We start from the raw sequence: 7500 nt of genomic DNA on the forward strand, positions 1-7500 counted from the left end.
AGTCGATGGACAATTGGTTGATATTCCAATACCACTATAATCGTTATTATCGATGGTGTGACGGAGAAGGATAGGATGTGCTAGCTATTGGATGCTAGTCTAAGCGTTTAGGGAGTTGGGATTGGCAAATCCGTTCCAACAATTCTGAGGCGTGATGGGGAAGGTTCTACGGAACCGAAGTATCTGATTCCATGCTTCCAAGAAAAGCATCTAGAGAGAGAAGTAGTGCCCGTACCGCAAACCGACACAGGTAGATGAGGAGAGAATCCTAAGGCCGACGGAAGAATTGCAGTTAAGGAACTAGGCAAATTGACCCCGTAACTTCGGGAGAAGGGGTGCCTGAGAAATCAGGCCGCAGAGAATAGGCACAAGCAACTGTTTAACAAAAACACAGGTCTCTGCTAAAGCGAAAGCTGATGTATAGGGGCTGACGCCTGCCCGGTGCTGGAAGGTTAAGGGGAACACTTAGCGAAATATCGCGAAGGTGTGAACTTAAGCCCCAGTAAACGGCGGCCGTAACTATAACGGTCCTAAGGTAGCGAAATTCCTTGTCAGGTAAGTTCTGACCCGCACGAATGGCGTAATGACTTGTGCACTGTCTCAACTGCAAATCCGGCGAAGTTGTAGTGCGAGTGAAGATGCTCGCTACCCGCGATTGGACGGAAAGACCCCGTAGAGCTTTACTGTAGCTTAGCATTGAATTTCGGTATTGTCTGTACAGGATAGGTGGGAGACTGGGAAACTAGGGCGTCAGCCTTGGTGGAGTCGTTGTTGGGATACCACCCTGATAGTATTGAAGTTCTAACTGGATGCCATGAAACTGGTGACAGGACATTGTTAGGTGGGCAGTTTGACTGGGGCGGTCGCCTCCTAAAATGTAACGGAGGCGCCCAAAGGTTCCCTCAGAACGGTCGGAAATCGTTCGAAGAGTGTAAAGGCAGAAGGGAGCCTGACTGCGACACCTACAAGTGGAGCAGGGACGAAAGTCGGGCTTAGTGATCCGGTGGTACCTCGTGGGAGGGCCATCGCTCAACGGATAAAAGCTACCTCGGGGATAACAGGCTGATCTCCCCCAAGAGTTCACATCGACGGGGAGGTTTGGCACCTCGATGTCGGCTCGTCGCATCCTGGGGCTGAAGTAGGTCCCAAGGGTTGGGCTGTTCGCCCATTAAAGCGGCACGCGAGCTGGGTTCAGAACGTCGTGAGACAGTTCGGTCCCTATCCGTCGCGGGCGTAGGAAATTTGAGAGGAGCTGTCCTTAGTACGAGAGGACCGGGATGGACTGACCTATGGTGTACCAGTTGTTTCGCCAGAAGCATAGCTGGGTAGCTAAGTCGGGAAGGGATAAACGCTGAAAGCATCTAAGTGTGAAGCCCACCTCAAGATGAGATTTCCCATAGCATAAGCTAGTAAGACCCCTTGAAGACTACAAGGTTGATAGGTCAGAGGTGTAAGTGTGGTAACACATTTAGCTGACTGATACTAATAGGTCGAGGGCTTGACCAATATAATCAAGTTGTAATATACATTAATAGAGGAAGCTCGACTCACTGGCGTTCGCTGAGTAAGTTCGAGTATCCAAATATAAAATTTGGACTCTCACTTATGTGCAATTTTGAAAGAACAAATTCTTTCAAATAGCGTTCCGCGATAGCTCAATGGTGGAGCACTCGGCTGTTAACCGATAGGTTGGAGGTTCGAGTCCTCTTCGCGGAGCCAATATCTCGTGATGATGGCATAGAGGTAACACTCCTTCCCATTTCGAACAGGAAAGTTAAGGTCTATAGCGCCGATGGTACTGCATGGGAGACTGTGTGGCAGAGTAGGACGTTGCGAGGTAAGTATTAAAGATAGTCATAATGGCTGTCTTTTTTTTTATCAAATTTTGGCATGGTGAATATATAGGTATATAAAAATAGGAATCTCATCAATAATGTGGAATAATAATGGTTATTCTGTTAAAATATAGATGAATATGCTAGAATTTGTGTTAGTGAATACTTGCATTTCATTATCATATGTTTTCTAAAACATTTAATTAATCAAAGTTTATTTTAAAATCATCAAGATACACAAAACCAATAAACTTATAAAGAATTAATTATATTATTTATAACTTATGTGGTTGAAATTTCATTTGAGAATCTATATAGTAATTAGGTGGGAATTATTGTAGGTTTAATATAAATTTATTATGCTCGCTATATAGCATTGTTAAGATGAACTATGATAAAAATAACTAATAATTCATTTACAAAGGAGACAGATATGCCTAATATTTTTGACGGACTTAGAAAAATTTCAGATAATGACATCATTGAACAAATTGCATTACTTGAAACAATGAATGTGACAAATATATCAAAGCCAATTATACAAAAGGCTAAGAAAAGAACTATAAGTATAATTAATTTTATAGGAAGTAAAATAGGAAAAAATCGTGTGCTCGAAGAACCGGAGGTAAAAGAAATATGGGCTTTGGTAGACGAAAAAAAAGAGGAATTGGAAAAGTGTACAAGAAATGAGTTAAATGAAAGGTTGTTCAATATTCTTGCTGAAAAAATTAATGATAATTTAGAGAGTCCAACAGAGGACGAAGTATCAATAGAGGTAATAGAGGAAGCAGCTAAACTATATAAAGTACATAAAAACTTAATGCCAAACCATAAGGCTGATATTATTTATTCAAAATATAATGAAAAGCTTAGTGGTAAGGCTAAAGAATATATAAATGGACAAGCTTTTGTAGATTTACAAGAAACTACAAAAGATATAGAAGAAATTATAAGTAGTATGGATGAAGAACAAAAAAGAGAATTTACTCAATCAGTAGATGTTGCAAAATTGACATTTCTTAATGTGTGGAAAAAATTAGATAGGCAACATTTTATAAGACTTATATGGTTATGCGTTAAGGCTTATGGAGGTAGATTTACTGTAAAAGAAGAAGAACTTCCGAGTTTTGTAACAAGTGAAGAGGAAGTTGAGGCATTTAAAAGAGAAGAAGAATTAAAGAAGTCGCAGGAAGAATTGTTAAAGTTGAAAAAACAAATAGAATTATGCAAGGATAAAATAAATTCTATTGAGAAGAGTTTAGAGAAAGAAAAACGTCTATTGAAGAATGCGATTAGAAGTAAAGATAAAGCTGAAGAAGATATAATAGACCTAGGGAAAATACATATTAAGTTAGCATCAGTCAAGAAATCATATGAAGATGAATTAAAAGAGATTAAACTTAAAATGGAAAATGCACCATTAGAGGAATTGGATTCACTGATGGAAGAATTTAAAGTAGTTAAGTTTGAAGAAATTGATATAAATAATAAGATTTCAGATATTAATATAAAGGCTACATATAAGAAGGAATTGATAGATGACAATGTTAAAGTAATATCTATTAAAGAGGAAAGTATAAAAAACATTGGAATGGAATTTCAACATTTGAAAGAGGAAGCGCATAACTTGGTAGACGCCTATAATAAAATGAAAAGTGATGTGAGAAATAAAGAAGAAGAAAAAAAGAATGAAATATTCAAGAAATGGAGTCAATTTTTCAACAAGTTTACTTTTAACTTTGATAACTTAGGCAATATGGTAAGTTTTACTAGAAACGAATTACTAAAAATCGAACAATGTTTATATGAATTACATTTTACAAATGATCCAATGGCTTTAAGCATGGGAGTAATAGAAAGTAAAGGTAATAAGAAAAAAAAGGAAGAATATGAATATATAGATGTAAGCTTCTTAGATGGTTTTAAAATTGAGATTCAGTTTATGGTATTGGGAAATGGAGAAAAGAAAGTACATATAGATGAGATCACTCCAGAATTTTAAATTATCTCATAAGTTATTTTTTACAAGTATTTGGATAAAATTATAATTATGAAATATTTGCTAAGAATACAAGATAAAATAAGGAGATAATAAAATGAATAGTTCTGAATTAACATTAAAAGATGTTAATGAAATCCTTGAAGAGCAAAAAGAGTTTTTTGGTACTCAGGCCACGAAGAAAATAGAATTTCGGATTAACCAATTAAAAAAACTTAAAGAAAGTATAAAAGATTATGAAAGCAAAATTACTGAAGCTTTAAGTCTTGATTTAGGGAAACATGAATTTGAATCATATGTAACAGAAATAGGATTCATATACTTGAGTATAGAGAATACAATTAATAATTTAAAGAAATGGGCAAAGCCTAAGAAAACAAAAACACCGATATTTTTAAAACCTGGAAAAAGTTATATAGTTAGTGAACCTTATGGAAGTGTGCTAATAATAGGTCCTTACAATTATCCGTTTCAACTCGTTATTGAGCCGTTGATAGGTGCAATTAGTGCAGGGAATTGCATCGTAATAAAACCTTCTGAAATTTCGTTAAATGTTTCGAATATAATAACTGAAATGATTTCAAAAACATTTGATAAAAAATATATAAGTTGCGTAGAAGGAAGTGTTAAGACAAATATTTCATTGATAAATTCTCAATTTGACTATATATTCTTTACTGGAAGCGTTAATGTTGGGAAGATAATCATGAAAGCGGCAGCACAAAATTTGATTCCAGTGACTCTAGAGTTAGGAGGTAAAAGTCCAGTAATAGTGGATGAAACTGCTAATATCAAAATTTCTGCTCAAAGGATTATTTGGGGAAAGACTTTAAATGCAGGGCAGACATGCGTAGCACCCGATTATCTTATGGTTAGTAAAAATATTAAAGGTGAGCTTATTAAAGAAATGAAAAATGCCATAAAAGAATTCTTTGGAGATAACGTTAAATCTAGTGAATATTATGGTAGGATAATAAATGATAAGCATTTTAACAGAATAAAAAATTTAATTGATAGAGATAAAAAAGGAATCCTTTATGGAGGCACTTATGATGAACATGAAAGGTTTATAGAGCCAACAATTATAGATGTATCAGAATTTGAATCGGAAAGCATGAAGGAAGAGATATTTGGGCCTGTACTTCCTATTATTGAGTTTGTTAATTTTGATGATGTTGTAATGAAAATCAAAAGCATGCCTAAACCTCTGGCTCTTTATATATTCACTAATAATAAGAAAACACAAGAAAGAGTTATTGAAGAAATACCTTCAGGAGGCGTTTGTATAAATGATACTTTAAATCATTTAGCAAATAGTAATTTGCCATTTGGAGGTGTTGGAAATGCAGGCATAGGAGCTTATCATGGAGAAGAGAGCTTTAAAACATTTTCTCATAGAAAAAGTGTTTTAAACAAAGGAGCAAAAATAAATATTAAGATGCTTTTTCCACCATATAGTTCAAAAAATATGATTTTAGTCAAAAAACTTCTTAATTAAAATAATAAATTTTTATTAGGAAGCTAAGTTTTAATGTTATTATAAAGCAAAATACCGCTATATCGTAGGCTATAATAATAGTTTTATTATAACATACGATATATTAAAGGTTAGTAGAAATATCCTCATAGAAGAATAAATTTATTACTGGTTTAATGAAATATAGTTTGAACTTTTTTACTTATAAATGATGTAGTGAAAAACTAGAGCAATAACCTCGAATATAAATCCTACTGAGCATACTCCAATCCAACCGAAATATTGCCAGCTTAAAGGCGCTAGAAATGATCCTAATGATCCACCAAGAAAATATGAAACCATAAATACAGTATTAATTCGGCTACGTACTTCATCACCAAGCTCATGTATCCTTGCTTGATTGGAAACTTGACCAGCTTGGGTTCCTAAATCTAATAGTATAACACCAATGATTAAACCATAAAGTTTATATCCTAAAATGAAAAAACATATATAGGATAAAGTAGAAAAAATAATGCTTATTCCCACTGTAAATTTAGGAGTTTTTTTATCAGCAATTCTTCCGACAAAAGGTGCAGCAGCAGCTCCAGCAACCCCTATTAAACCGAGCAATCCAGCCTCACGTGTTCCAAGATTATAAACGTGAGAACCTAATAAAAAAATAACAGAAGTCCAAAATGCACTGAAAGCTCCAAACATCAATGCTCCATTTATAGATGCTTCTCTTAAAGTTTTCTCTTGTTTAATTAGAGGAAATATGGAGAGTATTAGCTTAGCGTATGGTATATTGGAGTTTGGTATGCTTGTTGGGAAAAAGTTTTTTATTATTATTGCAAAAAGTGCCATTAAGAATGCAGCACAGAAGTATACTGATCTCCAACCAAAAGCTTGCCCGACAATCCCACTAAATGTTCTTGATAGTAATATTCCTATTAGAAGTCCACTCATAACATTACCTATTATTTTTCCACGTTCTGAAGGTTCTGCCAAATGCGCAGCAAATGGAACTATTAGTTGAGGAATTATTGTTGTAAATCCAACTAACAGAGAAGCAATTAATAAAATTAGGTAATTAGGAGAAATAGCAACTAATAGCAAAGAAATACCAACAACTATAAGCATTTTTATAATTAGATTACGACGTTCTTTTATATCTCCAAGTGGAACAAATAGAAATAATCCTATGGCATAACCTATTTGGGTTAGAGTTACAATAAATCCTGCTTGAGATTCGGAAATATTAAAGTTTGTAGAAATTTGTGTTAGTAATGGCTGAACAAAATATAGGTTTGCAACTGTAGCCCCGCAAGTAATAGCCATAATTAATATTATAAATCTGTTTAATTTAAAATTTGATTTATGAGTCATTTTAATCCTCCATAATACTGTATAGATTTATGTATAGATACTATACATATAATATAAAATAAAATACCTTGAAAAGGTATCTTATATTTTGTCTTTAAATTGGTTTAGAAAATTATACAAAAATTCTTTATTTTCTCTGCTAGCACTTCTCAATAACTCTTTTATAATAAGATTGTATTGATTGTGATAGCTTTTATGATTTTTATACGCCACCTCACCTTTTTCTGTAAGCTTTAATATTAGTTTTGAATTACTATCAGAACTCGCCTCCTTAAATAGATAACCCTTATTTTCTAATCTCTTTATAGTTTGTGAAACGGCACCTCGCGTAATATCAAGTTTTCTTGCAATAGCTGAAATATGTAAACCCTCATTTTCTTTTATATATTGCAGCATGTGTATTTCGGAATGATATAGATTTGAATCTGTTCCAAAATTTTTAGCTTTCAAATCTTTTTCAAAGAAACTACATATTACTTCCAGAAATATTTCACTAATTTCCTTATTGTCTAATAATTTATCCATAATAAATATTGTATAGATGCTGCGCAGTATTGTCAAAAGTTAAATGCAATAGATAATGTTTCAGTGTAGATGATAATAAATATAAAAATATATTAGTTAACGTATATTAATTACAGTTGAAAAGTATAATGATAATAATTTTATAAATTTGCTTTAGCCGATATACATTTTAAAATAAATTCAAATATAATAGGAGAAATTAATTATGAATTATACTATTTATGATTTGATAGAGCGACTTATTGATATTGAGAAGTATGCATTGGAGGTATATAAAAAAAATGAAGAAAATGCAA

The 7500-nt window shown here is 33.4% G+C and carries 5 protein-coding genes, 1 tRNA gene and 2 rRNA genes (2 of these 8 running past the window's edge); 6 read left to right on the plus strand and 2 right to left on the minus strand.

Going from position 1 to position 7500, the window contains the following annotated elements; translation table 11 throughout:
* From PZA12_RS10130 to PZA12_RS10150, 5 genes are all read left to right on the plus strand, one after another.
* Positions 1-1506, plus strand: a 23S ribosomal RNA gene (locus tag PZA12_RS10130) (it extends 1405 nt beyond the left edge of the window).
* A 138-nt stretch (positions 1507-1644) separates the two neighbouring features.
* Positions 1645-1719: transfer RNA gene (locus PZA12_RS10135), tRNA-Asn, on the plus strand.
* A 3-nt stretch (positions 1720-1722) separates the two neighbouring features.
* A 5S ribosomal RNA gene (gene rrf, locus PZA12_RS10140) occupies positions 1723-1839 on the plus strand.
* A 429-nt stretch (positions 1840-2268) separates the two neighbouring features.
* Positions 2269-3837 (plus strand): hypothetical protein, encoded by a 1569-nt coding sequence (locus PZA12_RS10145; RefSeq protein WP_103699377.1) that lies wholly within the window; start codon positions 2269-2271, stop codon positions 3835-3837.
* Positions 3838-3931: 94 nt separating this feature from the next.
* Entirely contained in the window at positions 3932-5332 is a 1401-nt protein-coding gene (locus tag PZA12_RS10150) for an aldehyde dehydrogenase (RefSeq protein WP_103699376.1), read from the plus strand.
* 177 nt (positions 5333-5509) lie between these two features.
* Here the strand turns inward: PZA12_RS10150 and PZA12_RS10155 are convergent, their stop codons facing one another.
* Both PZA12_RS10155 and PZA12_RS10160 read right to left on the minus strand, forming a co-directional pair.
* On the minus strand, positions 5510-6679 hold the full coding sequence (locus tag PZA12_RS10155) for an MFS transporter (protein WP_078117668.1): 1170 nt from the start codon (positions 6677-6679) through the stop codon (positions 5510-5512).
* A gap of 81 nt (positions 6680-6760) precedes the next feature.
* The gene (locus tag PZA12_RS10160; RefSeq protein ID WP_077842274.1) at positions 6761-7204 is read right to left on the minus strand and encodes a MarR family winged helix-turn-helix transcriptional regulator; all 444 of its coding nucleotides are present in this window, start codon (positions 7202-7204) and stop codon (positions 6761-6763) included.
* 205 nt (positions 7205-7409) lie between these two features.
* Here PZA12_RS10160 and PZA12_RS10165 point away from each other — a divergent pair, with 205 nt between their 5' ends.
* Positions 7410-7500, plus strand: the 5' portion of a protein-coding gene (locus PZA12_RS10165; protein ID WP_206491068.1) for a rubrerythrin family protein. It continues 386 nt past the right edge of the window; 91 of the gene's 477 nt are visible here — the first part of the coding sequence; its start codon is at positions 7410-7412; its stop codon lies beyond the right edge, outside the window.

The sequence above is a fragment of the Clostridium beijerinckii genome, assembly GCF_036699995.1.
In the GTDB taxonomy this organism is placed as follows: Bacteria; Bacillota; Clostridia; order Clostridiales; family Clostridiaceae; genus Clostridium; species Clostridium helianthi.

What these genes read in the sequence shown, in the direction of transcription:
- PZA12_RS10145 (WP_103699377.1), top strand. Translation starts at nt 2,269, where the DNA reads ATGCCTAATATTTTTGACGGACTTAGAAAAATTTCAGATAATGACATC.
- PZA12_RS10150 (WP_103699376.1), top strand. Translation starts at nt 3,932, where the DNA reads ATGAATAGTTCTGAATTAACATTAAAAGATGTTAATGAAATCCTTGAA.
- PZA12_RS10155 (WP_078117668.1), bottom strand. Translation starts at nt 6,679, where the DNA reads ATGACTCATAAATCAAATTTTAAATTAAACAGATTTATAATATTAATT.
- PZA12_RS10160 (WP_077842274.1), bottom strand. Translation starts at nt 7,204, where the DNA reads ATGGATAAATTATTAGACAATAAGGAAATTAGTGAAATATTTCTGGAA.